The sequence below is a fragment of the Janibacter sp. HTCC2649 genome, assembly GCF_000152705.1.
Classification (GTDB): Bacteria; Actinomycetota; Actinomycetes; order Actinomycetales; family Dermatophilaceae; genus Knoellia.
Window position 1 is genome coordinate 2789943 of sequence record NZ_CH672413.1, and the last position, 25849, is coordinate 2815791.

The following is a 25849-nucleotide window of genomic DNA, read 5'->3' on the forward strand; positions in this document are numbered from 1 at the left end:
GGCGGGTCACTCGATGATGGCGAGGATGTCGCCCTCCTGGACGACATCACCGACCTCGACCTTGACCTCGGTGACGGTTCCTGCCTGCTCGGTGAGGACGGGGATCTCCATCTTCATCGACTCGAGGAGCGCGATCTCGGCGCCCACCTCGACGGTGTCGCCCGCGTGGACGGCGATGGTGAGGACATTGGCGACGAGGTCTGAGACGACGTGGTGCGGCATACCCGCGACCGTATCCATTACGCGCCAGTAACCCCGCCTTGGCGCATCCCAGCCCACGAGCGAACCTCGTGGAGGTGGTGGGCGCCCGTTAGTGTTGAAGGCCGGAGCGTCCCAGAAAGTTCTTCGACCCCCCAACGCATCGTTGCTTTCCGGGCTCGCTCTGAACGGGCACCGCAAGGTGCCACCCCTGCCTGAAGGACACGCCATGCATTGCCGCTCCTGCGGAGTCGACCTGCCTCGCGACGCCGTCTACTGCCTGCGGTGTGGCGCGCGCGTCGAGCTCGGATCCGTCCTCGGCGTCGGCACTGACCTGCCCCCCGTGCCCCCGCGCAACCAGCCTGCACCCGCCCCGGAACCCGTCGACGAGCCACTCGCCGATCCGGTCACCGAGTCACGGTCCGCGCCGGCACGAGCTCACGAACCAACGCCCCCGGAAGACCTCACCAAGACCGCGGAGCTGCCGCGACCCCAGGCGCCGCCGGTTGCGCCGCCACCAGCACCATCAGCGCAGTCGTCCCCGCCGCAGGCCCCACCCGCTCAGCCGGCGACCGGCACCACCACCGGTGGATCCGGACACTCACGCACCAGCATCATGGCGATGGTGGCGACCTTCGTCCTGTTGACCATCATCGGGACCTTCGCGCTGACCCGCATCTTCGGCTCCGACGACCCCGAGCCCACCGCCGTGGCTCCCCCGGTCACCAGCGAAGAGGGTGACCCCTCGCCGTCGGCCTCGGCCGCTGAGCCCAGTGCCTCGACCACGCCAGAGGCACCGCCGAGCCCGAAGACGAGCGCTGCCTCCATCCCCGCCGGCGCACGCCAGTGCTCCACGAGCGGAAGCGACTCCGTCGCCACGGCGTATGCCGCGACCGAACGGACGTCCTGCGAGTTCGCCGCCGCTGTGCGTGAGGCCTACCGCAAGGCCGGCACCCCCGACGGTGCGACGACGTTGCGCGCCTTCAGCCCGGTGACGAAGAAGTGGTACTCGCTGTCCTGCGACGGCGGGGCGCCGGTGCGTTGCACCTCGACGACGAACGCCGTCGTCCTCCTTGCCCCCTGATTCAGGAGAACGCAGACATGCACTGCGGATCGTGTGGAGCCGATCTGATCCCGGACGCGCGCTTCTGCACGCGCTGCGGCGCCAGGGTCGAGCTCGGCTCGCTCCTCGGTGTCGGCACGGACCTTCCGCCGGTGCCCGCCCAACCTCCCGTGGCGACTGAGCCCCAGCCGGTCGCGCCGACCGAGGGCCACCACGGTCCCGGCGGCAACTTCACGCCGGGTCGCATCGCCGCCATGGTCGCGACCTTCGTCGTGCTCACCATCCTCGGAACGTTCGTCCTGAGTCAGCTCTTCGGCTCCGACGTGGCTGACGCACCGAACTCTGCCGCCACCTCCGCGAGCACCAGCGCGGGCCCGGACACCGCGAGCCCGTCAGGTGAGCCGTCGCCCGAGCCGAGCCCTTCGGAGTCGAGCACGCCAGAGCCGAGCACCCCAGAGCCGAGCGCGTCACCCACCTCGACCACGGCGTTACCCGCGGGTGCCCGGCGATGTTCCCAGGGCGGCAACGATCCGGTCGCGACGGCATACTCCGGCAACAAGGACACGTCCTGCGCGTTCAGCAACGCGGTCCGCAAGGCCTACCGCGAGGCGGGCGCGGCGACCGACCCCAAGCCGTTCCGCACCTACAGCACCGTGACCAAGCGCTGGTACGACGTCACCTGTGACACGGCCAGCCCGGTCCGGTGCCAGAGCGCCGACGGTGCCGCCGTGGTGTTTCTTGGTCCCTAGATCGGGTCAAGACCCATGAAGAGACCCCCCGGAAGTTCCCTTCCAGGGGGTCTCTCGTTGTGATCAAAGCACAAGCGCGCTGCGTCTAGTGTGAGCGCTTCCTCGCTTCGCTCGTCACCGCTCTTCGGTACCAGCGATGAACGCCTCGAGCTTCTCGCGACCGAGGTCGTCGGGACGCTGCTCCGGCGGGGACTTCATCAGGTAGGACGAGGCGGACAGCAGGGCGCCACCGACGCCGCGGTCCTTGGCGATCTTCGCCGCACGGATGGCGTCGATGATGATGCCGGCCGAGTTGGGGGAGTCCCAGACCTCGAGCTTGTACTCCAGGTTCAACGGCACGTCACCGAAGGCGCGACCCTCGAGGCGGACGTAGGCCCACTTGCGGTCATCGAGCCACGCGACGTAGTCCGACGGGCCGATGTGCACGTTGCGGCTGTCGGTCAGACCCGCGAGCGAACCGGTGAGGTTCGACGTGACTGCCTGCGTCTTGGAGACCTTCTTGGACTCGAGGCGCTCGCGCTCGAGCATGTTCTTGAAGTCCATGTTGCCGCCGACGTTGAGCTGGTACGTGCGGTCGAGCGTGACACCACGGTCTTCGAACAGCTTGGCCATGACGCGGTGCGTGATGGTCGCGCCGACCTGGCTCTTGATGTCGTCACCGATGACGGGGACGCCGGCGTCCTCGAACTTCTTGGCCCACACGGGGTCGGAGGCGATGAAGACGGGGAGGGCGTTGACGAAGGCGACCTTCGCGTCGATGGCGCACTGGGCGTAGAACTTGTCGGCCTGCTCCGAACCCACCGGGAGGTAGGAGACGAGCACGTCGACCTTGGCGTCCTTGAGGGCCTGGACGACGTCGACCGGCTCGGCGCCCGAGAGCTCGATGGTCTGGGCGTAGTACTTGCCGATGCCATCGAGGGTGTGACCGCGCTGGACCTCGACACCCGTGGTGGGGACGTCCGCGATCTTGATCGTGTTGTTCTCCGAGGCGTTGATCGCCTCGGACAGGTCCTTGCCGACCTTCTTGTCGTCGACGTCGAACGCTGCGACGAACTCGACGTCGTTGACGTGGTAGTCGCCGAACGTGACGTGCATGAGGCCGGGCACCGACGCGGTGGCGTCAGCATCCTTGTAGTACTCGACTCCCTGGACGAGCGAGCTCGCACAGTTGCCGACGCCAACGATGGCGACGCGAATCGAACCCATGATGGTGTTCTCCTTCTTCTTGTGTGTGCCGTCAATCGGCGTATGCCGTGTGGCTCGGTTGGTCTTGCGGGGCAGGTCCGTCAGCCGGTCAGGGTTGCGGGCCGGGGTCTGTGGGGTGGCGCCGCTCGGCGTCGATGAGCTCGGTGAGCCACCGGACCTCGCGTTCGGTGCTCTCCTCGCCGTGGCGCTGGAGGGCGGCGGTCCAGGAGTCCAGGCGCTCGCGGCTGCGGCTGGAGTTGGCGCGGACCGTCTCGAGCTGCTCCTCGACGCGGGAGCGGCGGCCTTCGAGGATGCGGAGCCGGACGTCGGCCTCGGTGCGGCCGAAGAAGGCCAGGCGCACGCCGAACCCGTCGTCCTCGTAGGCCGCGGTGTCGATCCGGCGGGCGGCGTCCTCGAAGGTCTCCTTGCCGGCGGCCGTGATCTCGTAGACGATCCGGTTGCGACCGGCCGACTTGGCGGCCGACACGGGCTTGCCGGTCGAGGTCGACTGGGCGATGAGGCCGCGGTCGAGGAGTCCGGACAGCGCCGGGTAGAGCGTCCCGTAGGACAACGCCCGGAAAGCGCCCAGTGCTTCATTGAGGCGGCTGCGCAGCTGGTAGCCGTGCGCCGGACCCTCGTGGAGCAGCCCGAGGAGAGCGAAGTCGAGCAGCTCGGAACGCTTGCTCATATCTCCACCTCCTGCTGCTGCCGCCTCCCCTCAGCGGAACCAGGGGTGACAAACTCGGACCTTGTCAGCAGGACTGTACCCGACAGTTATATCGGCGCGATACATCGTGGGGACGCGGCGCCCACCACAATCGTCCAATAGGGCACGAATGGCGGCAGGAGCCAGAACCATTCGTGCCCTATTGGACGATTTGTGTCGGGGGGAGGGGCGGGTCGGGCAGGGGTGGGGTCAGGTGGTGGTGGGGGCTGCTGCAGCCAGGAGCTGGGCGAGCGCTGCGGGCTGGGTGAACATCGGCCAGTGGCCGGAGTCGATGTCGACCAGCTCCAGCTTCTCGAGCTTCGCGAGCTCCGGGGTGTCACCGCCGTCGATCCACTCCTTTGCCTGCGCCGGCGAGAACTCCGGGCAGATCAGCACCCCCGGAACGGTGAATCGCCGCTCGTCCTGCAGGTGCACGACCCCTCGGGTCACGCCCACCGGCACGGGAACCATGTCATCGGCGATGGAGGCCTTGAGCTCGTCGTCGATGTCGTCCGAGTCCGGTCCTGCGAACTTCTCCCACCCCGGGAACCCCATGAGTCCGTCGACCGGCTCGAAGAAGTCGGCATGGGTCGCGCCGTCCTCCTCGGGGAACCCACCGATGAACACGACCGATGCGACCTTGTCGGGCCGGGCGTCGGCGGCGAGCCAGGCAAGGCTGCAGGCGGCCGAATGGCCGACGACGACGGCAGGCTCGGGAGCTGCGTCGACCGCGGCGAGCACCGCTGCCACCTGGTCCTCGAGCGTCGCGCTCGCGTCGCCATCGCCCTGACCGGGCAGTGACACGGGCACCGCGGTGTGGCCCAGCGCGGTGAGTTCCGGCGCGACGGCGTCCCACGCCGATGAGGTGAGCCAGAGTCCGCCGATGAGGACGATGTGCATGGTCAGGTCTCCTTGGGTCGGGGAAGTGTCGTGCTCGGTCCGACCACCGTAGGTCGCGTTGCGGACGAAACACTTCCGGTATGCCGTCCGGCGTGCCATCGTTTCGTCGTGCCCTTCGATTCCGCCACGTCCGCAGAGTTGAGCCCCACCGCCCGCGCCCTGCTCACCCTCGAGGTGCTGCAGAACCGGCCCGGGGTCACGGCCGGCGAGCTGGCTCGCCGGTTGGGGGTGACCGAACGCGCGACGCGACGACACATCGCGATCCTGCGTGAGGCCGGCATACCCGTCGAGTCGATGCGCGGACCGCACGGCGGCTACACGTTGGGTCGCGGCGCGGCCCTCGCCCCCGTCGTCTTCACCGAGACCGAAGCGCTCAGCCTCGTCATGGCCGTCATCGACAGCCACCCCAGTGCCGCGAGCGCGACCGGCGCCGACGGTGAGGCCGACGCGGTGGGCTCCGCGCTCGACAAAGTCGTCCGGGCCCTGCCCCGGGCCGCCGGTCGAGAAGCCGCCGCCTTGCGCGAGCACGCCTGCGCCACACCGGATCGCTACCCGAGGCGGCCGGACCCGGCCACGACGAGCGCCCTCGTGGCCGCGAGCGCCGACCGCCACCAGGTGCGCATCACCTACGGCAGCGAGTCCGGCAAGACCTGGGAGGACGTCACCGATCCGTGGGCGGTCGTCGTCCGGCACACCCGCTGGTACCTCCTGTGTCGCTCGCACCGGGCCGACGCCGTGCGCACCTATCGGATCGACCGGATCCGCGAGGTCGTCGACCTCGACGAGAGCTTCACGCCGCCGGCCGACCTCGACCCCGTCAGCTCCCTCGAGGAGCACCTCGGGATCGGCTGGGAGTTCGAGACGCGGGTCGTGTTCGACGTGTCTCTCACGGAGGCACAGCGGTGGGTGCACCCGGCCATGGGAGTCCTCGAACGGCATACCGACGGCTGTGTTCTCGTGGGCAGCACGAGCAACCCGACGATGTACGCCAGGGAGTGGCTGGCCCGCATTCCGCTGCCCCTGCGGGTCGAGGGCGGGCCGGAACTGGTCGACGCCATGAGGTTGGTTGCCGCGCAGTTGCAGGCCGCTGTGGCCCCCACCACCTGAGCGTGGGGGCGCGACTTCCTGAATGTGGCACTCAGGTTCGGGGCGTCATACTGGATCAGGCGCCCCCTGCCCAGTGGGTGGTGTGCGCCCTTGTCCGCATCGTCTGCCCCGAAAGTTCTTCATGAGCAACGCACCCCGCTCGCGCGCCGAGGCCCGCCGTCTCAATGAGGCCTCCCCACGCCGGTCGAGCAAGGGCGCCCGCAGGGCGTGGCCGCGCCGGATCCTCTACACGCTGATCGGCCTGTTCGTCCTCGGTGTCGCCGGTGTCGGGGTCGCCTACACCCTGACCGACGTGCCCAAGCCCAACGATCTCGCGGTGGCGCAGACCAACGTCTTCTACTACGCCGACGGCAAGACCGAGATCGGTCGCATCTCCGACCAGAACCGCGAGAACGTCGAGCTCAAGCAGATCCCGTTGCCGGTGCAGCACGCGATGATCGCCGCGGAGGACCGCAACTTCTACAAGAACAACGGCATCTCACCGACCGGCATCGCTCGCGCCGTGTGGGTTGCGGTCAAGGGTGGTGCGGCGACGCAGGGTGGCTCGACGATCACCCAGCAGTACGTCAAGAACTACTTCCTCAGCCAGGACCGCACGCTGTCGCGCAAGGCCCGCGAGATCCTCATCTCGGTCAAGATCGACGGGCAGCAGTCCAAGGACGAGATCCTCCAGAACTACTTCAACACCATCTACTACGGGCGCGGCGCCTACGGCATCCAGACCGCCGCGAAGGCCTACTTCGGCAAGGACGTCTCCAAGCTGACCCCGGCCGAGGGCGCCTTCCTCGCCGCCGCGATCCGTGGCCCCTCGTTCTACGACCCGCGCCTGGGTGCGGATCAGAAGAAGAACGCCCAGAACCGGTCGGCCTACATCCTCGACGCGATGGTGACGGAGGGCTGGCTGACGCCGGAGCAGCGTGCCGCCGCGACCTTCCCCACCGACAAGGAGTTCATCCCCTACAAGGCGCCGTCGGCCACCGGCACCAAGGGCTACGTCATGGAGCTGGTCAAGTCCGAGTTGGCCAAGAAGCTCAAGCTGACCGAGGCGGATCTCTCCCGTGGCGGGCTGCGGGTCGTCACGACGATCGACAAGAAGAAGCAGGACGCCGCCGAGGAGGCGGTCAAGGACCGCATCCCCAAGGAGTCCAAGGACCTCCACGTCGGCCTCGCGTCGATCAAGCCCGGCGACGGCGCCGTGGAGGCGCTCTACGGTGGCGCGGACTATGCCAAGAACCAGTTCAACACCGCGACCGACGCCACGATGCAGGCCGGGTCGACGTTCAAGGTCTTCGCCCTCATCGCCGCCCTCCAAAGTGGTGACCTGAGCATCCGCAACTCGTTCAACGGATCCAGCCCGCAGTACTTCGAGAAGTTCTCGAACCCCGGTGGGGCGACCGACTTCAACCGGCGCGGTGGGGTGAAGAACTTCAACAACACGGACTGGGGTCGGATCACGGTTCCCACGGCCACGGCGAACTCGGTCAACACCGTCTACGCCCAGATCAACATCCTCGCCGGCCCCAAGAACACGGCGGCCGCTGCGACCAAGGCTGGCGTCACGGCCAAGCTCGATGTCAACTACGCCAACGTGCTCGGCACCGACAACGTCAAGGTCATCGACATGGCCAATGCCTACGCGACGCTCGCGGCCAAGGGCAGGAAGGCGACTCCGTACTACGTGAAGTCCGTGACGTCCACCGACGGCTCGTTCAACTACAAGGCCAAGCCCGTCACGACCGAGGTCTTCGACCCCAAGCTCGTGTCGGACGTCGTCTACTGCATGCAGCAGGTCATCGAGCGGGGCAGCGGCGAGTACGCCGGAGGCCGCCTCGACCGTGAGGCAGCGGGCAAGACCGGCACCTCGAGCGACAACTACTCCGCGTGGTTCGACGGCTTCACGCCGCAGCTCGCGACCGCCGTCGGGATGTACAAGGGTGACGGCAAGCAGGTCGAGGCGAACCAGATGAACGACGTCCCCGGCTATGGCGCCATCACGGGCGCCACGATCCCGGTGCGCATCTGGACCGACTTCATGACCTCGGCGACCGAGGGCATGGAGAAGCTGAAGTTCCCGGAGCCGTCCTACATCAACAAGAACGCCGCCCCCAAGCAGACGCAGAAGCCGTCGAACACGGGCGGCAACACCGGTGGCAACACGGGCAGCACCCCGCGGCCGACGACCCAGGCACCGTCGTCGACCACGCCGCCGCCCACGCCCACGCCGACTCCCAGCCCCACGGAAACGACGAAGACTCCGAAGCCGACGAAGTCGCCGAGGCCGACGGTGCCGTTACCGACCTTGACTCCGCAGACCGCGCCAGCGGGCACCAACGAGCAAACCGGCTGACCCGTGGCCGTTCCCGCTGCAGTTCGTCAACGGGATCGGCCTCGCTTGGCCGACGCGAGCCTTGCCCCGGTCGCGCTCCTGGCGATGCTGCCGGTTCTTGCATCCCTGTGGAAGCAGGGGCCGTGCCTCCAACAGGGTTGGGGTGGAACGGAGCCGTTCTGGCGGTTCTGCTACTCCGACCTGGCCGTCGGGGTCCAGACGGCCGACGCGGAACGCGGGATCACGGCATACCTGTCGGGTGACGTCCCTCTCGACCAACCGCCGCTGACGGGTTCGGTCGTCTCGCTCATCGCGGGACTCGGGCCGGGCACCGGTGCTCTCGCGACCCAACGGTGGGTTCTTGGTGTGTGGGCCGTCCTGGCACTCGTGGCGCTGGTCCTCATGGCGTGGTGGGTCCGGACGACGCCCGACCATCGCGGGGACGCCCTCCAGGTCGCCCTCGCCCCGGTCGCGGCCCTGACGATCCTGCTGTCACCCGACCTGCTCGGAGTCGTCCTCGCGACCGGCGGGCTGTGGGCGTGGAGCCGGCGACATCCCGCCCTGGCCGGTGCCCTGCTCGGAGCCGGGCTCATGGCGCGGACCTATCCCGCCTTGCTGCTCCTCGTCGTCGCCGTCCAGGCGTGGCGCACCGGACGAGAGCGCGAGCTGCCCCGGTTCGGTGGGGCGGCACTCGCGGCCGCCGCCGTCATCGCCCTGCCGTTCCTCATCCTGTCGCCGGGGACGATCACCCGGTCCTGGTCCGCGTGGTTCGACGCACCTGCCGGTCTGGGGTCGGTCTGGTACCTCCCGACCCTCGCGGGTAGCCCGTGGCCGGCGTCCGTCCTCACCGCCGTGGCGGTGCTCGGCGTCCTCGTCGCCGTCGTGCTCGCTGCCCTGCTCGTCCTCGGCGCTCCGTGGGCCCCGCGCCTGGGAGCCGTGGCCCTGCTCGCGGTTGCCGTGGTCCTCATCAGCGGCAAGTCGTTCCCCGTCCAGACCTCCCTGTGGCTCGTGCCGCTCGTGGCGCTCGCCGGGTTGCGCTGGCGCGACCACCTCGTGTGGGCGCTTGCGGAGGCGGTGCACTTCATGGCGGTCTGGCTCTATCTGAGCGGCCTGCAGAACCCCGACAAGTCCCTTCCACCCGGGTGGTATGCCGTGGCGCTCCTCCTGCGCGTCGGGGCCGTCGGCTTCCTGGCCGTGCGTGCGTGGCAGACCGCCACCGGGCCCGGCGACGACACCGATGACCTGGAGACGTCCGAGCGGCAGGCGTTCGACGCGCTGATTTAGTTGTATGCCGTCCAGCCCGGTACCCTTGCCCAGTTACCAGTGCCCTGTGGACAACTCCACAGCCGTGTCGGTAGCGATGCATACCCTCCTGTCACGGAGAGACCGTGACCGTTCAGACCGAAGGAGGCGGGTTAACGCATGCGTCAGTACGAACTCATGGTCATCCTCGACCCAGAACTCGACGACCGCACGGTTCAGCCGTCGCTCGACAAGTTCCTCACCGTCATCACCAAGGACGGTGGCACCGTCGACAACGTCGACATCTGGGGCCGCCGTCGCCTGGCCTACGAGATCAAGAAGAAGGCCGAGGGCATCTACGCCATCGTCGACTTCACCTCGGAGCCGGCAACCGCCAAGGAGCTGGACCGTCAGCTCGGGCTCAACGAGTCGATCATGCGGACCAAGCTCCTGCGCCCCGGCGCCTGAGCCTCGTCTTCACCGACTCAACAGCGCAACCCAGCGACTCGTCGCTGACCCAGCTGCACGGCATACCTGAATTGCCCGTACCGCGTCACACTGCACCCAGACCAAAGGGGATCTGATCCATGGCAGGCGAGACCGTCATCACGATTGTCGGGAACCTCACCGGTGACCCCGAGCTGCGCTTCACTCCGTCCGGCGCTGCCGTCGCGAACTTCACCGTGGCCTCCACGCCGCGCACGTTCGACCGTCAGTCCAACGAGTGGAAGGACGGCGAAACGCTGTTCATGCGTTGCTCGGTCTGGCGTGACGCGGCGGAGAACGTCGCCGAGTCCCTTGCCCGGGGCACGCGCGTCATCGTCACCGGCCGTCTGAAGTCTCGTTCTTACGACACCAAGGAAGGCGAGAAGCGCACAGTCATCGAACTGGACGTCGACGAAGTCGGCCCCTCGATGAAGTACGCGACCGCCAAGGTCAACAAGACCACCCGCGGCGGAAGCGGCGGCGGTTTTGGTGGTGGCGACGGCGGCTCAGGTGGCGCTGGCGGTCAGGACCCGTGGGCCACCGGTGGCACCGCACCTCAGGGTGGGGCTTCGCAGGGTCAGGGTCAGGGCGGTTGGGGTGCACCCGGTGGCGGTCAGCCCGCAGCCGGTCAGCCCGCACCGCAGGGTCAGCCGGGTCAGCAAGGTGGAGCTCAGGGTGGGTGGGGCAACGCCCCGTCCTACGACGAGCCCCCCTTCTGAGCCGAAACGCTCTGCACCACACTCAGATTCACACCATCCCTGGGAGACCAGGGCTCATCCGCTGAGTCATCTCAGCGAAAAGGAGAGCACCACGATGGCTAAGCCAGTTGTGCGCAAGCCCAAGAAGAAGGCCAACCCGCTCAAGGCGGCGAAGGTCGAGAACATTGACTACAAGGACACTGCGCTGCTGCGCAAGTTCATCTCCGACCGCGGCAAGATCCGCGCTCGTCGGGTGACCGGCGTGTCCGTCCAGGAGCAGCGTCTGATCGCCAACGCGGTCAAGAACGCCCGTGAGATGGCGCTCCTTCCCTACTCCAGCTCGTCCCGCTGACGCGCGACCCAGCCCAGAAGGAGAGCTGAACAATGAAGGTGATTCTCACGCACGAGGTCTCGAGCCTCGGCACCGCCGGTGACATCGTCGAGGTCAAGGACGGCTACGCCCGCAACTTCCTCTTCCGTCGCGGTCTCGCGACGCAGTGGACCAAGGGTGGACAGAAGCAGGTCGACTCGATCGCCAAGGGCCGCGAGGTCCGCGAGGTCAAGTCGCTCGAGGAGGCCCAGTCGATCAAGGGCAACCTGGAGTCCAAGGCCGTGACCGTCCCCGCGCACGCCGGCAAGGAGGGACGTCTCTTCGGTGCCGTCTCGTCCGCCGACATCGCCGCCGCGGTCAAGGCAGCCATTGGCACCGACCTCGACAAGCGCAAGATCGAGGTTCCGACCCCGATCAAGTCCACGGGTACCCACGAGGCCCTCGTGCGTCTGCACCCCGAGGTGCAGGCCAAGGTCTCGCTCAACGTCGTCGCTGGCTGACACAGCCCCTGACTGACTGAGCACCAGCAGCGCCCGATCCCCGCGAGGGGGTCGGGCGCTGCTGCGTGCTCGGGGCACGAGTCGGGGCCTGTGTGACGAGTCGCCACCTCGCGGCACCCCGACTCGTCACAGAACCCCCGACTGGTCGCGTTGCGCGGCCACCCGGCGGGTGGTCACGATTCACTGCGCATGCCACTGCGCCTCTACGCTCTCGGACATGAACTGGGACGACTACGCGGCTGCGCTCTTTGACCTCGACGGGGTCGTCACTCCGACGGCGGAGGTCCACATGCGGGCCTGGTCGGCGATGTTCAACGAGTTCCTCACGGCGCGGGGTGTCACCGAGCCCTACACGGACGAGGACTACTTCGCCCACGTCGACGGCAAGCCGCGCTATGAGGGCGTCGCGGCCTTCCTCGCCTCGCGCGACATCGAGCTGCCGCAGGGTGACCCGTCCGATCCCACCTCGGCCGACACCGTCTGTGGTCTCGGCAACCGCAAGAACGACGCCTTCAACGAGGTGCTCGAGTCCGATGGTGTCGAGGCCTACCCCGGCTCGGTGCGCCTGCTCGAGGCGCTCGCCGCCCGCAACTTCCCGATGGCGATCGTGTCGTCGTCCAAGAACGCCCCCGCCGTCCTCAAGGCTGCTGGCGTCGACCACTTCTTCCCGTTCGTCATGCACGGTGGCCTCGCAGCCGAGCGCGGCATCGCCGGGAAGCCGGCTCCTGACACCTTTGTCGCAGCAGCCGAGGCCCTTGGGGTGACGCCCGCACAGTCGGTCGTTCTCGAGGACGCGCTCAGCGGCGTGCAGGCCGGCGCTGCAGGCGGCTTCGGCCTCGTCATCGGTGTCGACCGAGGCGCGGGCTCCGCGGCCCTCACCGACGCCGGCGCCACGCTCGTCGTCACGGACCTCGAGGAGCTGCTGTGAACGCGATGCCGCTCGACATCAATGACGACCCGCTGGACCGCAGCCGGTTCCCGCTCGACGAGTGGGCCCTGACCGAGACCCGCTTCAACGCCGACGACCTCGGTGTCACCGAGTCGCTGTTCAGCGTCGGCAACGGCTACCTCGGACTGCGCGGCAACTACGAGGAGAGCCGCGACGCCCACGTGGACGGTTCCTACATCAACGGTTTCCACGAGACCTGGCCGATCACCCACGCCGAAGAGGCCTACGGCTTCGCCCGGGTCGGTCAGACCATCGTCAACATTCCCGACGCCAAAGTCATCCGCCTCTACGTCAACGACGAGCCGCTCCAGCTCTCGACCGCGGACCTCCTCGACTACAACCGCACGCTCGACTTCCGCACCGGCGTCCTGTCTCGCACCCTCCTGTGGCGCACGCCGAGTGGGACGCGGGTCGAGGTCAAGAGCACCCGCATGGTCTCGCTCAGCCAGCGCCACCTTGCCGTGATGACGTTCGAGGTCACCCTGCTCGACGGCAACGGTCCCGTGCAGATCTCCTCGCAGGTCCTCAACCGTCAGGACCTCCCCAAGGAGGGCCCCGAAGCCAAGAAGGGTGGCATCGCCGACCCGCGCAAGGCCGAGGCCTTCCGTGGACGCGTCCTCCTGCCCAAGGTCAGCGAGGGCGATCTCGAGACCGGTCGGCTGTGGTTGGGCTACCAGTGCGCCGACAGCGGCATGACCCTCGGACTCGTCACCGACCACACCCTCGAGACCGCGAACCCCTACCGCGCCACCGTCCACACCGACGACGACTCGGTCAAGATGATCTACCGCATCCAGGCGCAGCAGGGCACGCCCATCACGCTGACCAAGCTCGTCTCGGCGCACACGGCCGACAGCGTCCCGCCGCGTGAGCTCCTCGACCGGTGCGAGCGCACCCTCGACCGGGTCACGGAGGAGGGTCTGCAGCACCAGTACGCCGAGCAGCGCTCCTGGCTCGACGGCTTCTGGCAGCGCGCCGACATCGAGATCCCGGGCCACCCCGCGATCCAGCAGGCGACGCGCTGGAACCTCCTGGCGCTCGCCCAGGCGTCCGCGCGCGCCGAGACCTACGGCATCCCCGCGAAGGGAGTGACCGGCTCCGGCTACGGCGGTCACTACTTCTGGGACACCGAGATCTACGTGATGCCGTTCCTCACCTACACGATGCCGTATGCCGCCCGCAACGCCATGCGCTTTCGTCTCTCGTTGCTCGACTCGGCTCGGACCCGTGCGGGTGAGCTCTCGCAGAAGGGTGCGCTCTTCCCGTGGCGCACCATCAACGGCCACGAGGCCTCGGCGTACTACGCAGCCGGCACCGCGCAGTACCACATCGATGCCGACATCGCGTATGCCCTGAGCCAGTACGTCGGGGCCACCGGGGACACCGAGTTCCTCGACCGTGAGGCCGTCGACATCTTCGTGGAGACCGCGCGCCTGTGGGCCGACCTCGGGTTCTGGCGCATGCACCCGAACAAGGAGCGGACCTTCCACATCCATGGCGTGACCGGCCCGGATGAGTACACAGCGGTCGTCAACGACAACCTCTACACGAACGTCCTGGCCCGCTTCAACCTGCGGCGAGCCGTCGAGGCGGTGGAGGCGCTCGCGGAAGGCGACCCTGCGGCATACGCCCAAATGGTCCGAAGGACCGATCTGGAAGCCGACGAGATCACCGAGTGGAGCGACTGCGCCAAGGGCATGTTCATCCCGTTCGACGAGCACCTGGGCATCCACCCGCAGGACGACCACTTCCTCGAACGGGAGATGTGGGACCTCGCGAACACGCCGTCGTCGGTGCGGCCGCTGCTGCTGCACCACCACCCGCTCGTGATCTATCGCTTCCAGGTGCTCAAGCAGGCCGACGTCGTGCTGGCCCTCTTCCTGCAGGGGGAGGACTTCACGCCGGAGGAGAAGCTCGCGGACTTCGAGTACTACGACCCGATCACCACGGGCGACTCGACGCTGTCGGCGGTCGTGCAGTCGATCATCGCGGCGGAGGTGGGCTACCAGGACCTGGCCTACCGCTACTTCCTGGCGGCGCTCTTCGTCGACCTCGCCGACCGTCACTCCAACACCGCCGACGGCGTGCACGTCGCCTCGACCGGTGGCGTGTGGAGCGCGTTGGTGTCGGGCTTCGGTGGGTTCCGTGACCTCGGCAGCGACGAGCACGAGGGTCAGTTCACGATCGACCCGCGGCTGCCGGTTGGGTGGGAGTCCCTGACCTATCGGTTGTGCCTGCGTGGGACTCGCGTGCGGGTCACCGTGCGGGCGAACGCGCTCGAGCTCGTCATCGAGGACGGCGACGAACCGCTGACGTTCTCGGTGCGAGGCACGTCGATCACGGTGACGGCGGCTGAGCCGGTGACGGTGGCGCTGGCCGATCAGGGGCCGCGCATCGCCGGGTCGCCGAAGGCTCCGAGCGAGATCGTCCGCGAGGACGGCACCGTGATCTCGAGCGTCGTTCCGACCGGAGACACCCGGCGTATGCCGGTTCCCACCGGCCACTGAGTCCTCCCACGATCGACTTCGTGCCCCTGACGGACACGCTGATGGGGCCTTCGGCCGTGAGACCGCGTCCGTCAGGGGCACGAAGTCGAGGTGTGTCAGGGGGGTCGTTTAGGTTGGCGCGCATGGCAGCGAAGACGACCCGCCCGGCATACCGGTGCACCGAGTGTGGGTGGACAACGGTCAAGTGGGTCGGTCGTTGCGGTGAGTGCCAGGCCTGGGGCTCCGTGGCAGAGGTCGGTGCCGTCGCGGCCCGGACGGCGGCGGCGAAGTCGGTCGAGCGACCGGCCGTGCCCATCGGCGAGGTCGACGTCAGTCGGGCCGAAGCCCGGGGGACCGGCGTGCCCGAGTTCGACCGAGTCCTCGGTGGTGGGCTCGTGCCCGGTGCCGTCGTGCTCGTCGCGGGCGAACCCGGCATTGGCAAGTCGACGTTGCTCCTGGACGTGGCGGGGCGCGCTGCTCGTGGTGGCGAGCCTGGTCAGGAGCGACGCGTCCTCTACGTCAGTGGCGAGGAGTCGGCCGCCCAGGTGCGCAGCCGGGCCGAACGCATCGAGGCGATGGCCCGCACCCTCTTCCTCGCGTCCGAGACCGACCTCGCGACCGTGCTCGGCCAGATCGACCAGGTCGAGCCCGAGCTCGTCATCGTCGACTCCGTCCAGACGATCAGCAGCGCAGAGGTGGAGGGAGCGGCTGGCAACGTCTCGCAGGTGCGGGAGGTGGCCGCGAGTCTCATCGCGGTGGCCAAGGCGCGCGGCATCGCGGTGCTGCTCGTCGGACACGTCACCAAGGACGGCTCCATCGCGGGACCGCGCGTCCTCGAGCACCTCGTCGACGTCGTCGTGCAGTTCGAGGGCGACCGGCACAGCCGGCTCCGGCTCGTGCGCGCGGTGAAGAACCGCTACGGCCCCACCGACGAGGTCGGTTGTTTCGACCTGTCCGACATCGGCATCACCGGGCTCGCCGACCCCAGTGGGTTGTTCCTGTCCAACCGCACCGCGGCCGTGCCCGGCACCTGCGTCACGGTGACCCTGGAAGGCCGGCGCCCGCTCGTCACCGAGGTCCAGGCGCTCGTCGACCAGACCGAGATGCCCAACCCGCGCCGCGCCACCAGTGGGCTCGACTCCTCGCGCGTCGGCATGATCCTCGCCGTGCTGGGGACCCGGGCCAAGGCGCCCATCGGCCGCAAGGACGTGTTCGTCTCGACCGTGGGTGGCGTGCGCATCACCGAGCCCGCCGCCGACCTCGCCCTGACGCTCGCGCTCGCGAGTGCCATCAACGACCAGCCCCTGCCCGTCGGCACGGTGGCGTTTGGCGAGGTGGGTCTCGCGGGTGAACTGCGGCCCGTCACCGGGGCGCATCGCCGCCTGGCCGAGGCGTCGCGACTGGGCTTCACGACGGCGATCGTGCCGCCCGGGGTCCTGGGCGGTGGGCCCGTGCCCGACGGGCTGCGCGTCATCGAGGTCTCGACGGTCCTCGAGGCCGTGACCATGACCGTCGTGCCTGTCGTCGCCCGCTGACCGGCGCCAACCGCTGACCCAGCCACAAGGTGACCTGGCTGTGATTTGGTCACGCAACCGGACGGCATACCCGCGCCGTTAGACTCGCCCAAAGCACCGGAGCACCTTGCCTGTGCTTCGGGGACGCCAAGTGCAACGAGATCGAAGGGACACACGTGGCCACGCCGCTGGTGGATGACGAGCTGATGCGGACGACGCTCGCTGCCGTCGCGCCCGGGACCGAGCTGCGCGACGGACTCGAGCGCATCCTGCGTGGCCGCACCGGAGCCCTCATCGTGCTCGGAACCGACAAGGTCATCGACGAGATCGCGACGGGTGGCTTCCCGCTGGACGTCGAGTTCTCCGCGACCAGGTTGCGCGAGCTGGCCAAGATGGACGGCGCCATCGTGTGCGACCGCGACGTCACCAAGATCCTGCGGGCCGCCACCCAGCTGGTCCCCGACTCGAGCATCGAGACGAGTGAGTCCGGCACCCGACACCGCACCGCCGAGCGCGTCGCCAAGCAGACCGGCTTCCCCGTCGTCTCGGTGAGCCAGTCCATGCGCATCGTCGCCCTCTACGTCGGGGGCAACCGCTTCGTCGTCGAGGACTCCAGCGCCATCCTGTCGCGCGGCAACCAGGCCCTGCAGACCCTCGAGCGCTACAAGCAGCGACTCGACGAGGTCACGGGAACCCTGTCAGCCCTCGAGATCGAGGACCTCGTCACCGTCCGCGACGTGGCCAACGTCCTCCAGCGCCTCGAGATGGTGCGGCGGATCAAGGACGAGATCGGCGACTACGTCCTGCAACTCGGCACCGACGGTCGCCTCCTCAGCCTTCAGCTCGAAGAGCTGACCGGCGGCCTGTCCGACGACCTCGGGCTCGTCATCCGCGACTACCTCCACGAGTCGCGCGGCGAGCACGACCTCGACCAGGCCATCGCCAACCTCACCGGCATCGACGCCACCGAGCTGCTCGACCCGGCCGCCGGCGCCAAGGCGTTGGGCTTCACCGTCGTCGGCGACGCGCTCGACTCGTCGGTGAGCCCGCTCGGTTTCCGCATGCTGAGCAAGGTGCCGCGTCTGCCGGGAGCCATCGTCGACCGTCTCGTCGAGCACTTCGGCAGCCTCCAGAAGCTCCTCGCTGCCGGCGTCGACGACCTCATGGGTGTCGAGGGTGTCGGCGAAGGCCGCGCCCGACTCGTGCGCGAAGGCCTGTCGCGTCTTGCCGAGAGCAGCATCCTCGAGCGCTACGTCTGACGTAGGCCCTGATCATCGTGAGCGTCTCGCTCCCGTCCGCCGTCGACGTGCAGTCCCTGCACGAGGCCGTTTTCGACTGGTATGCCGTGCACTCCCGTCCGCTTCCGTGGCGCGACCCGTCGTGCTCGCCGTGGGGTGTGCTCCTGTCCGAGGTGATGGCGCAACAGACGCCGCTGGCCCGGGTCGAACCTGCGTGGCACGAGTGGATGTCGCGTTGGCCGACGCCGGCCGACCTGGCGCGCGAGTCTCCGGGTGAGGTCGTGCGGGCGTGGGGGCGGTTGGGCTACCCGCGACGAGCCCTGAGGCTGCGCGAGGCAGCGGTCGCGATCGTCGAGCGGCACGGCGGTGCGGTGCCGCGCGACCAGGGCCAGCTGCTGGCCCTGCCCGGCATCGGCGACTACACGGCAGCAGCGGTCGCCGCGTTCGCGTTCGGCGACCGGTCGGTCGTCGTCGACACCAACGTGCGTCGGGTGGAGGCCCGCATCGTCTCCGGACTGGCGCAGGCGGCGCCGTCGCTGACCCGGGCCGAGGTCGACCTGGCCCGCGACCTGCTGCCGGTCGTTGATCAGGACGCAGCAGTGTGGAACGTTGCAGTCATGGAGCTCGGTGCCCTCGTCTGCACGGCTCGGGCCCCTCGGTGTGAGGAGTGTCCGGTCCGCTCACGGTGCGCGTGGAACGTGGCTGGGCGGCCGGCGTACGACGGTCCGGTCCGTCGAGGGCAGAGGTGGCACGGCACCGATCGGCAGGTTCGCGGCATCATCGTGCAGGCACTGCGTGAGGTCCCAGCTGCGTTGGGGCGGGGCGATCTTGCCCCCGGTCAGGACGCGCAACAGGTCGACCGCTGCCTCGCGGGGCTGATCGAGGACGGTCTCATCGAGCCCCTCAGCGATGACCGGTTCGCCCTGCCGGGTCATGCGGAGGTGACGCGATGAGTGCTCACGACGAGCCGACCGAGCCGTTGCCCACGGCCGATCCGACCGAGCCCATCCGGCACTCACCGGAGGTCGGCGGTGCGAGTCGCCGAACGCCGCCCGACCCCTACGGCGTACGCGCCGGGGCCACGAAGGTGTTCAAGGTGCTCGGCCGCGGAACGGTGGGTGGCGCCCGGGTCGCGAGTCGAGGAAGTCGTGCCGGCACCCAGAAGGCCCGCTCCTACGTCCAGTCCGCCGGCGCTGGTGAGAGCGGCCTGGCTCGCCTCGTCGAGCTGCACTTCGTCAACATCTGCGGCGACGCCGCCTTGACCGTCAGCCTCGCGGGCACGATCTTCGCCATCCCCACCGACGAGGCCCGCGCCCAGGTGGCGCAGTTCCTCCTGCTCACGATGGCGCCCTTCGCGCTGCTGGCGCCCTTCCTCGGACCACTGCTCGATCGCTTCAGTCATGGACGGCGTTGGGCCATCGGCACGACCCTGGCCCTGCGCGCCTTCCTCTGCTGGGTGCTCGCCGGTGCCGTGGCGACCGGCTCGGTGTGGCTCTTCCCTGCAGCCCTGGGGTGCCTCGTCGCCTCCAAGGCTTACGGGGTCACGCGGTCGGCCGCGATCCCACGCCTGCTCCCACCCGGGTTCACGCTCGTCAGCGCCAACTCCCGCATGGCTCTCGCTGGCGTGGCGGCCATGGCGGTTGGCGGCGGGCTTGCGGGGGCGGTGTCGCGCATCGGTCCCGACTGGTCGTTGCGGTTGGCGTTCGCCGTCTATGTGGTCGGCACCGTGCTCGCCATCCGACTCCCCAGTCGTGTGGACTCCTCGGTGGGCGAGTTCGACATCGAGGACACCACCCCCGCTCCGGGCTCCGACGTCGTGGCCCGCACGGACAGCCGCGAGTGGCCTTCGGCGCAGAGCGCGCGTCCGTCCGGGGCACGAAGTCGCCTCGGGATCGGGGCACGACTGCGGGCTCGCATCCTGGCGTTGCCGGTCGCCGTGCGGGCCACCCTCGTCAGCGCCATGGGCGCGCGACTGCTCACCGGGTTCCTCACCCTCTTCATGGCCTTCCTCATGCGCGAACACCCCATCCCCGGCTACAGCGGCACGTTGGTCCTCGCCCTGGTGGTCGGCGCCGCAGGTGCCGGCAATGCGCTCGGCACCGTCGTCGGCAATGCAGCCAGGAAGTTGCGACCCGACCGCCTCGTGGCCACCGCGCTCGTCGTCATCGTGGTCGCGGCCCTCGCGACGGCCTTGGCCTACTCGCTGCTGACCCTGCTCATCCTCGGACTGTCGGCGGGACTGTGCGCCCAGGTCATCAAGCTCAGCACCGACGCGATCATCCAGCGCGACGTCGCCGAGAACGTCCGGACCCAGATGTTCGGGTGGTCCGAGACGGTGCTGCAGATCGCCTGGGTCATCGGCGGTGGGCTCGGCATCGCACTGCCCCTCATCCCGCAGCTCGGCTTCGGGGTCATCAGCGGCCTGCTCGTCGTGGTGCTGCTGATCTCGATCCAGGTCCGGCGCACCGGGCCACGACCTCGGGACACCTTCGTCCAATAGGACACGAATGGCTGGACGGACCGGTGACCATTCGCGTCCTATTGGACGATTTTGGTCAGAGGACGCGGAGCATCCTCGTGTTGCCCAGGGTGTTGGGCTTGACCCGCTCGAGGTCGAGGAACTCCGCGACACCTTCGTCATAGGACCGCAGCAGCTCGGCGTAGACCTCGGGCTCGACGGCCTGTCCTTCGATCGGCGCGAACCCGTGACGCTCGAAGAACGCGGTCTCGAAGGTCAGGCAGAACAGCCGGTCCACCCCGAGATCCCGCGCTCGCGAGATGAGCTGCGTGAGGATCTTCGTCCCGACGCCGTGCCCCAGCGCGGACGACGCCACGGCAAGCGTGCGGATCTCGGCGAGGTCCTCCCAGAGGACGTGCACCGCGCCGCACCCGATGACCTCGCCGTCACGCTCGGCGACGACGAAGTCCCCGATGGCCTCGTAGTACGCCACCGACTCCTTCTGCAGGAGGACGCGCTGCGCAGCGAGGGGCGCGACGAGCGCGCGCATCGGGCGCACGTCGGCGGTGCGGGCAGAACGGATGAGTATGCCGTCGGACTCGGTTAGGCGCTCAGGTGCGGTAGGCATGGGACCCAGTATCCCGGCATACGCAAGAACCGGCCGCCCGTGCACGAAGCACGGACGGCCGGTCCTCTGAGCGTCCCGACTGACGCTCCGGTCCTCGAGTCAGCGGGTCTGGTAGACCGGCTGACTCTGCGGGTTGAGCTCGTTCATCTTCACGTCCGCAGCCTTCTTGAGGCTGGGGTCGGTGATCTTGAGGACGTCGAAGCCCTTGCCGAGGTCGGAGCTGTAGACGTGACCGTTGTAGTAGTACGACGACCAGGTGCCGCCGCCACCTCCGCCGGCCCCACCGTTGGGGCCGCGCTCGAAGTAGCCGATCTCGCGCGGGTTCTCGGAGTCGGTGAAGTCCCAGAAGGACGTCCCACCCATGTACCAGGACTGGACCATGACGTCACGTCCGTTGACGGGGATGAGCGAGCCGTTGTGAGCGACGCAGTTCTCGCTGTCGAACTGGTGGCGCTGGATCTTGTAGTACGACTTGAAGGTCAGCTGGTTGTCGGACGACAGGTCGAAGATCGCGTTCGCGCCACGGTTGGGGCCGACCGTCGTGTTGCAGGTCGCCCGACCGCCGCCGCCGAGCTCGTCGGTGAAGACGACCTTGGTGCCCTTGTTGTTGAACGTCGCCGAGTGCCAGAACGCGAAGTTCGTCGTGTCCTGAACGGTCTCGATCACCTTGGGCGCAACCGGGTTGGAGATGTCGAAGATGACACCGTCACCCATGCAGGCACCGGCCGCGATCTTCTTGGACGGGTAGGCCGTGATGTCGTGGCAGCCGGTCGTCGCCGAGTAGCTGTCACCGGACGGCTGCGTGCCGCCGGGGTTGCCACCATCGGGGAAGAGGTTGGGCTCGGCCACGACCTTGGCGGCGGTGGGGTTGGCCTTGGGGACCTCGATGATGCTGATCGAGTCGTGCGGCGGCTGGCAGTCGGGGTACTCCGCGCGCGGGGAGTAGGAGGACACGTAGATGTAGTCGGTGTCCTTCCCTCCGGGGACGAGCGTGTTGGTGTGCGATCCGCACGATGTCTCGACCGCCTTGAGGTACTTCGGGTTCGTCGGGTCGGACACGTCAAAGATCTTGATGCCCTCCCAGGACGCCTTCTCCGTCACCGGCGCCGCCGTCGAGGCGCACGACGTGTCGCTGCGTGAGGAGTCGGTCGACAGGTAGAGCAGATTGCCCGAGATGGTGATGTCGTTCTGCGAACCGGGGCAGCTCACGGTCGCCAGCTTCGTCGGCGAGGCGGGCTTGGTGACGTCGTAGATGACGAAGCCGTTGTAGTTGCCGACGAAGGCCTTGTTGCCCGAGAAGGCGATGTCGGAGCCGGTGGCACCAGCCAGTGGCCCGGCATGGGGGGTGTTGAACAGGTGCTGGACGTTGGCGCTGCGGCCGATCTGGTCGGCGGCCAGCTGCGTGCCGGACAGACCGACACCATCTCCGGCCTGGGCCACGGCAGCGCCGGTGCCCGTCGCGGCGAGGGCGGCGACGGCCGCCACCCCCAGGGAGCGCAGGATCCTCATGATTCCTCCTCCATGACGCAACCCCCGCGGCTGCGTCCAAGTGAATGTGCGGTGCCGACAACCCTTGCGCATAAGTTCCGAAGGTGGGGTAAAGGTTTGGTAAGAAGTGCCTACTCACGAGTTCTGTCCGATGGCAGGACAGCAGCATTCACGAGACGCAACTACAGTGCGGCACATGGCTTTTCGTCCCCACCCCCGTCATGTCGCCACCGTCGCGGTCGTTCTCGCGCTCGGGCTGAGCGGGTGCAGCGGGGGCGATGAACCCCTTCCGGCTCAGACCGGGCCCACCGCGAGCGGACCCGTGATCCAGCCCGGCAATCCCGGTGAACCCAACGCCACCCTGACCGGCACCGCGGCCGCGCCGGTGCGGACGCCGACCACCCGCCCGGGTGACGCGAAGTTCTATCAGGACATGATCGTCCACCACGCGCAGGCGATCGTCATGGTCGAGACGGTGTTGCCGCGCCTGTCCGATCCACAGGTGAAGGCGCTGGCCGACCGCATGGCCGCCGAGCAGAAGCCCGAGATCCTGGCCATGAAGACCTGGCTCGAGACGAACAAGCAAGAGGTCCCGCCCCAGGCCACCAACCCCCGGCTCGGTGACCACGACCATGGCGGTATGCCGGGCATGGCCTCCCCGGCCCAGCTGACTGCTCTCGGCAAGGCCTCCGGGGTGGAGGCCGACCGGTTGTTCCTCACCCTCATGACCGCGCACCACCAGGGCGCTCTCACGATGGTCGGTGAGCACGGCAAGGCTGCGTCGGACGAGTTCGTCAGCGAGATGGCCGACGACATCAACGTGAGTCAGTCCAAGCAGATCCAACAGATGCAGACGATGCTCGCCCGCCTCAGCTGACGCGAATACGGCTGCGGGACAACGCAAAGGCGGGGTATGCCGGGAACGTGCGTTCCGGCATACCCCGCCTGTGTCGTCTGGCTGGGTGAGACCTGTGGCTACTCGCCGGAGGCGGCTGAGGGCTCACTGCCGACGGAACCACTGGTGGCAGCAGCGACGACGGGGACGTCGACGATCTCGGCCTTGCGGGCACCCGCGAAGGTGAACGTGTCGTCCTTGCCCTCGCCGGTCGCGTCGACCGCGACGATCTCGCCGGCCTTGAGCTCGCCGAACAGGATCTTCTCGGACAGCACGTCCTCGATCTCGCGCTGGATGGTGCGACGCAACGGTCGCGCACCGAGCACGGGGTCGTAGCCGCGCTTGGCAAGCAGCGTCTTGGCCGCGGGCGTGAGCTCCATGCCCATGTCCTTGTCCTTGAGGCGCTTGTCGAGCTTGGCGATCTCGAGGTCGACGATCTGGATGATCTCGTCCTGCGTGAGCTGCGGGAAGACGATCGTGTCGTCGACGCGGTTGAGGAACTCGGGGCGGAAGTGCTGCTTGAGCTCGTCCACCACCTTGGCCTTCATCCGGTCGTAGTCCGAGCGCGTCTCCGGGCCGGCCGAGAAGCCGAGGGAGGCCTTGGAGATGTCACGCGTACCGAGGTTGGTCGTCATGATGATGACGGTGTTCTTGAAGTCGACGACCCGACCCTGGGAGTCGGTGAGGCGACCGTCCTCGAGAACCTGCAACAGGGAGTTGAAGATCTCGGGGTGGGCCTTCTCGACCTCGTCGAACAGGACGACCGAGAACGGCTTGCGCCGGACCTTCTCGGTGAGCTGGCCACCCTCTTCGTAGCCGACGTAGCCGGGAGGTGAACCGAAAAGCCTTGAGACAGTGTGCTTTTCGGAGTACTCCGACATGTCGAGCTGGATGAGGCTGTCCTCGTCACCGAAGAGGAAGGCCGCGAGCGTCTTGGCGAGCTCGGTCTTACCCACACCGGTCGGGCCGGCGAAGATGAACGAGCCACCGGGACGACGCGGGTCCTTCAGGCCGGCGCGCGTGCGACGGATCGCCTGCGAGAGAGCCTTGATGGCGTCGTCCATGCCGACGACGCGCTTGTGCAGCTCGTCCTCCATGTGGAGCAGTCGGCTCGACTCCTCCTCGGTCAGCTTGAAGACCGGGATGCCGGTGCTCGCCGCCAGAACCTCGGCGATGAGCTCCTCGTCGACCTCGGCGACGACGTCGAGGTCACCGCTCTTCCACTCCGTCTCGCGCTGGGACTTCTCGTTGCGCAGGTTCTTCTCGTCGTCGCGCAGACGCGCGGCCTTCTCGAAGTCCTGCCCGTCGATCGCCGACTCCTTCTCGCGCACGACGGCCTGGATCTTCTCGTCGAACTCGCGCAGGTCCGGCGGTGCGGTCATGCGACGGATGCGCAATCGGGCGCCGGCCTCGTCGATGAGGTCGATGGCCTTGTCCGGCAGGAAGCGGTCGTTGATGTAGCGGTCGGCCATGTTGGCGGCCGCGACGAGCGCACTGTCGGTGATCGAGACGCGGTGGTGCGCCTCGTAGCGGTCGCGCAGACCCTTGAGGATCTCGATGGTGTGGGCCAGCGTCGGCTCGGCCACCTGGATCGGCTGGAAGCGGCGCTCGAGGGCGGCGTCCTTCTCGATGTGCTTGCGGTACTCGTCCAGGGTCGTCGCACCGACGACCTGGAGCTCGCCACGAGCCAGCATCGGCTTGAGGATGGACGCAGCGTCGATCGCGCCTTCGGCCGCACCGGCACCGACGAGGGTGTGGATCTCGTCGATGAACAGCACGATGTCGCCGCGGGTGCGGATCTCCTTGAGGACCTTCTTGAGGCGCTCCTCGAAGTCACCGCGGTAGCGGCTGCCGGCCACGAGCGCGCCGAGGTCGAGCGTGTAGAGCTGCTTGTCCTTGAGCGTCTCGGGAACCTCGCCGCGCACGATGTCCTGGGCGAGGCCCTCGACGACGGCGGTCTTGCCGACGCCGGGCTCACCGATGAGCACCGGGTTGTTCTTGGTGCGTCGGGACAGCACCTGCATGACCCGCTCGATCTCCTTCTCACGCCCGATGACCGGGTCGAGCTTGCCCTCGCGGGCAGCCACGGTGAGGTTGCGACCGAACTGGTCGAGCACGAGCGAACCGGCGGGGGTGCCCTCGGCGGGGCCGCCCTGACCGACTCCGGCCGCGGCGCCCTCCTTGCCACCCTGGTAGCCCGAGATGAGCTGGATGACCTGCTGGCGAACGCGACCGAGGTCGGCGCCGAGCTTGACGAGGACCTGGGCGGCAACGCCCTCGCCCTCGCGGATGAGGCCGAGCAGGATGTGCTCGGTGCCGATGTAGTTGTGGCCGAGCTGAAGGGCCTCGCGCAGCGAGAGCTCGAGAACCTTCTTGGCGCGGGGCGTGAACGGGATGTGACCGGTCGGGGCCTGCTGGCCCTGGCCGATGATCTCCTGCACCTGCTCGCGAACGGCGTCGAGAGAGATCCCCAGGCTCTCGAGGGCCTTGCTGGCAACACCCTCACCCTCGTGGATGAGGCCGAGCAGGATGTGCTCGGTGCCGATGTAGTTGTGGTTGAGGAGGCGCGCCTCTTCCTGGGCGAGGACGACCACCCGGCGGGCGCGGTCTGTGAACCGTTCGAACATGGTGCTGGCTCCTGACTATTCGAGTCACCTCGATGCTATCCCCGCTCCCTGTATGCCGTGGTGGCCTGTTCACAT

General features: G+C 68.3%; 23 protein-coding genes. 16 read left to right on the plus strand and 7 right to left on the minus strand.

Annotated features, from left to right (window positions below; all coding sequences use genetic code 11):
- Window positions 1-6: 6 nt before the first annotated feature.
- Window positions 7-222 carry a biotin/lipoyl-binding carrier protein gene (locus tag JNB_RS13265; protein ID WP_009777001.1) on the minus strand — a complete coding sequence of 72 codons (216 nt, stop codon included), beginning with the start codon at window positions 220-222 and terminating at the stop codon, window positions 7-9.
- 205 nt (window positions 223-427) lie between these two features.
- Here JNB_RS13265 and JNB_RS13270 point away from each other — a divergent pair, with 205 nt between their 5' ends.
- Together JNB_RS13270 and JNB_RS20580 are read left to right on the plus strand one after the other, a co-directional pair.
- Window positions 428-1282 (plus strand): hypothetical protein, encoded by an 855-nt coding sequence (locus tag JNB_RS13270; RefSeq protein ID WP_009777002.1) that lies wholly within the window; start codon window positions 428-430, stop codon window positions 1280-1282.
- Between the two features lie 17 nt (window positions 1283-1299).
- On the plus strand, window positions 1300-2010 hold the full coding sequence (locus JNB_RS20580; RefSeq protein ID WP_050766621.1) for a zinc ribbon domain-containing protein: 711 nt from the start codon (window positions 1300-1302) through the stop codon (window positions 2008-2010).
- Between the two features lie 114 nt (window positions 2011-2124).
- Here the strand turns inward: JNB_RS20580 and JNB_RS13285 are convergent, their stop codons facing one another.
- From JNB_RS13285 to JNB_RS13295, 3 genes are all read right to left on the minus strand, one after another.
- The gene (locus tag JNB_RS13285) at window positions 2125-3216 is read right to left on the minus strand and encodes an inositol-3-phosphate synthase (protein WP_009777003.1); all 1092 of its coding nucleotides are present in this window, start codon (window positions 3214-3216) and stop codon (window positions 2125-2127) included.
- An 88-nt stretch (window positions 3217-3304) separates the two neighbouring features.
- The gene (locus JNB_RS13290) at window positions 3305-3883 is read right to left on the minus strand and encodes a PadR family transcriptional regulator (protein WP_009777004.1); all 579 of its coding nucleotides are present in this window, start codon (window positions 3881-3883) and stop codon (window positions 3305-3307) included.
- A gap of 228 nt (window positions 3884-4111) precedes the next feature.
- The gene (locus tag JNB_RS13295; RefSeq protein WP_040884828.1) at window positions 4112-4801 is read right to left on the minus strand and encodes an alpha/beta fold hydrolase; all 690 of its coding nucleotides are present in this window, start codon (window positions 4799-4801) and stop codon (window positions 4112-4114) included.
- A 108-nt stretch (window positions 4802-4909) separates the two neighbouring features.
- On the opposite strand from JNB_RS13295, the gene JNB_RS13300 reads away from it, so the two are divergent.
- The 13 genes from JNB_RS13300 to JNB_RS13360 all read left to right on the plus strand — a co-directional run bounded on the left by JNB_RS13300 (window position 4910) and on the right by JNB_RS13360 (window position 20178).
- Entirely contained in the window at window positions 4910-5908 is a 999-nt protein-coding gene (locus JNB_RS13300) for a YafY family protein (RefSeq protein WP_009777006.1), read from the plus strand.
- A gap of 121 nt (window positions 5909-6029) precedes the next feature.
- The gene (locus JNB_RS13305) at window positions 6030-8255 is read left to right on the plus strand and encodes a transglycosylase domain-containing protein (RefSeq protein ID WP_009777007.1); all 2226 of its coding nucleotides are present in this window, start codon (window positions 6030-6032) and stop codon (window positions 8253-8255) included.
- Between the two features lie 45 nt (window positions 8256-8300).
- Window positions 8301-9518 (plus strand): putative transmembrane protein, encoded by a 1218-nt coding sequence (locus tag JNB_RS13310; RefSeq protein WP_009777008.1) that lies wholly within the window; start codon window positions 8301-8303, stop codon window positions 9516-9518.
- A gap of 138 nt (window positions 9519-9656) precedes the next feature.
- Window positions 9657-9944, plus strand: coding sequence for a 30S ribosomal protein S6 (gene rpsF, locus JNB_RS13315; RefSeq protein ID WP_009777009.1), 288 nt, complete (start codon window positions 9657-9659; stop codon window positions 9942-9944).
- 119 nt (window positions 9945-10063) lie between these two features.
- Window positions 10064-10681, plus strand: coding sequence for a single-stranded DNA-binding protein (locus JNB_RS13320; RefSeq protein WP_009777010.1), 618 nt, complete (start codon window positions 10064-10066; stop codon window positions 10679-10681).
- Between the two features lie 94 nt (window positions 10682-10775).
- On the plus strand, window positions 10776-11012 hold the full coding sequence (rpsR, locus tag JNB_RS13325) for a 30S ribosomal protein S18 (protein ID WP_035904052.1): 237 nt from the start codon (window positions 10776-10778) through the stop codon (window positions 11010-11012).
- 32 nt (window positions 11013-11044) lie between these two features.
- Window positions 11045-11491, plus strand: coding sequence for a 50S ribosomal protein L9 (rplI, locus tag JNB_RS13330; protein WP_009777012.1), 447 nt, complete (start codon window positions 11045-11047; stop codon window positions 11489-11491).
- A 217-nt stretch (window positions 11492-11708) separates the two neighbouring features.
- Entirely contained in the window at window positions 11709-12419 is a 711-nt protein-coding gene (locus JNB_RS13335) for an HAD family phosphatase (RefSeq protein WP_009777013.1), read from the plus strand.
- 5 nt (window positions 12420-12424) lie between these two features.
- Window positions 12425-14947 (plus strand): glycoside hydrolase family 65 protein, encoded by a 2523-nt coding sequence (locus tag JNB_RS13340; protein ID WP_040884833.1) that lies wholly within the window; start codon window positions 12425-12427, stop codon window positions 14945-14947.
- Window positions 14948-15069: 122 nt separating this feature from the next.
- Window positions 15070-16461 carry a DNA repair protein RadA gene (radA, locus tag JNB_RS13345; protein ID WP_009777015.1) on the plus strand — a complete coding sequence of 464 codons (1392 nt, stop codon included), beginning with the start codon at window positions 15070-15072 and terminating at the stop codon, window positions 16459-16461.
- Between the two features lie 185 nt (window positions 16462-16646).
- A complete protein-coding gene (disA, locus tag JNB_RS13350; RefSeq protein ID WP_040884835.1) occupies window positions 16647-17699 on the plus strand; it encodes a DNA integrity scanning diadenylate cyclase DisA in 1053 nt (350 codons plus the stop codon).
- A 17-nt stretch (window positions 17700-17716) separates the two neighbouring features.
- Window positions 17717-18631 (plus strand): A/G-specific adenine glycosylase, encoded by a 915-nt coding sequence (locus tag JNB_RS13355; RefSeq protein ID WP_009777017.1) that lies wholly within the window; start codon window positions 17717-17719, stop codon window positions 18629-18631.
- Complete coding sequence (locus JNB_RS13360) at window positions 18628-20178, plus strand: MFS transporter (protein ID WP_009777018.1); 1551 nt, start codon at window positions 18628-18630, stop codon at window positions 20176-20178. Before JNB_RS13355 ends, JNB_RS13360 begins: the two co-directional genes overlap by 4 nt.
- A 55-nt stretch (window positions 20179-20233) precedes the next feature.
- On the opposite strand, the gene JNB_RS13365 is transcribed toward JNB_RS13360, so the two are convergent.
- Both JNB_RS13365 and JNB_RS13370 read right to left on the minus strand, forming a co-directional pair.
- Window positions 20234-20764 (minus strand): amino-acid N-acetyltransferase, encoded by a 531-nt coding sequence (locus JNB_RS13365; RefSeq protein ID WP_040883806.1) that lies wholly within the window; start codon window positions 20762-20764, stop codon window positions 20234-20236.
- Window positions 20765-20863: 99 nt separating this feature from the next.
- On the minus strand, window positions 20864-22273 hold the full coding sequence (locus JNB_RS13370; RefSeq protein WP_009777020.1) for an LVIVD repeat-containing protein: 1410 nt from the start codon (window positions 22271-22273) through the stop codon (window positions 20864-20866).
- 175 nt (window positions 22274-22448) lie between these two features.
- Between JNB_RS13370 and JNB_RS13375 the strand changes: the two genes are divergently transcribed.
- A complete protein-coding gene (locus tag JNB_RS13375; protein WP_009777021.1) occupies window positions 22449-23129 on the plus strand; it encodes a DUF305 domain-containing protein in 681 nt (226 codons plus the stop codon).
- 98 nt (window positions 23130-23227) lie between these two features.
- Here JNB_RS13375 and JNB_RS13380 read toward each other — a convergent pair whose 3' ends face one another.
- Window positions 23228-25774 (minus strand): ATP-dependent Clp protease ATP-binding subunit, encoded by a 2547-nt coding sequence (locus JNB_RS13380; RefSeq protein WP_009777022.1) that lies wholly within the window; start codon window positions 25772-25774, stop codon window positions 23228-23230.
- Window positions 25775-25849: the final 75 nt, after the last annotated feature.